The sequence below is a fragment of the Streptomyces sp. ID05-39B genome (genome assembly GCF_033794725.1).
Classification (GTDB): domain Bacteria; phylum Actinomycetota; class Actinomycetes; order Streptomycetales; family Streptomycetaceae; genus Streptomyces; species Streptomyces bobili.
In genome coordinates this window covers 1-1117 of the sequence record NZ_JARGEF010000517.1, presented here as the reverse complement: position 1 = coordinate 1117, position 1117 = coordinate 1, and the positions used below count along the sequence as shown (strand labels likewise).

Genomic DNA, 1117 nt, shown 5'->3' with positions numbered 1-1117 from the left:
CAGCGCTTCCAGATCACAACCGTCGAAGACCTGCGCGGCCATCGCCGCCACCGCCTCCACCGCCGCCGCCCCCCGCTCGGCCACCGGCACCAACCCCAGATGCCGAGACGGCGTAGCCACCTGCGCGGCCCGCCGCAGCGCGCCCAGCACCGGCACCCCCACCGACTCCAACGCCTCCCGCAGCAGCGCCTCGTGCCGGTCCGAGGCGACCTTGTTCAGGATCACGCCCCCGATCCGCACCTCCGGGTCGAAGGAAACGAACCCGTGCACCAGCGCCGCCACCGACCGCGACTGCGACGACGCGTCGACGACCAGCACGACCGGCGCCCGCAGCACCTTCGCCACCTGCGCCGTCGACGCCAGTTCACCCTGCCCCGCCGCCCCGTCGTACAGCCCCATCACGCCCTCGACGACGGCGATGTCGCAGCCCCGCGCCCCGTGCAGGAACAGCGGAGCGAGCAGCTCGGGACCGCACAGGTACGCGTCGAGGTTGCGCCCCACCCGCCCGGTGGCGAGCGCGTGGTACCCGGGATCGATGTAGTCCGGCCCGACCTTGTGCGGGGACACGGCAAGCCCCCGCGCGGCGAGCGCGGCCATCAGCCCCGTGGCGACGGTGGTCTTGCCGCTGCCCGAGGAGGGCGCGGCGACGACCAGCCGTGGGACGGAGGACATCACCACTCGATGCCCCTCTGCCCCTTCTGCCCCACGTCCATGGGGTGCTTGACCTTGGACATGTCGGTCACCAGGTCCGCGAACCCCACCAGCTTCTCGGGCGCGTTCCGGCCGGTGATCACGACGTGCTGGTTCCCCGGCCGCTCCCGCAGCACGGACACCACCTCGTCGGTGTCGATCCACCCCCAGTGCATGGGGTAGGCGAACTCGTCCAGCACATACAGCTGGTACGTCTGGGCGGCGAGGTCCCGCTTGACCTGCTCCCAGCCCTCGCGGGCCTTCTCCTCGTTGTCCATCTGCGAGTCCCGCTGCACCCAGGACCAGCCCTCGCCCATCTTGTGCCAGGCGACCAACCCGCCCCCTTCCCTTTATAACATTCGCCCCTTCCCCACAAACTCAGAAGTGAAATAACGGGGTGCACCGTAAAATAAAAAAAAAACACAAC

1 protein-coding gene and 1 pseudogene are annotated in these 1117 nt (G+C 69.7%); both read right to left on the bottom strand.

Annotated features, from left to right (window positions below; genetic code table 11):
- Positions 1 to 672 (bottom strand): cobyrinate a,c-diamide synthase (locus P1P75_RS41625; RefSeq protein ID WP_319265269.1); only part of this gene is annotated, 672 nt, incomplete at its 3' end.
- Positions 672 to 1016, bottom strand: a pseudogene (locus P1P75_RS41620) (cob(I)yrinic acid a,c-diamide adenosyltransferase); the annotation flags it as partial. The pseudogene P1P75_RS41620 and the gene P1P75_RS41625, both read right to left, overlap by 1 nt.
- Between the last annotated feature and the right edge of the window lie 101 nt (positions 1017 to 1117).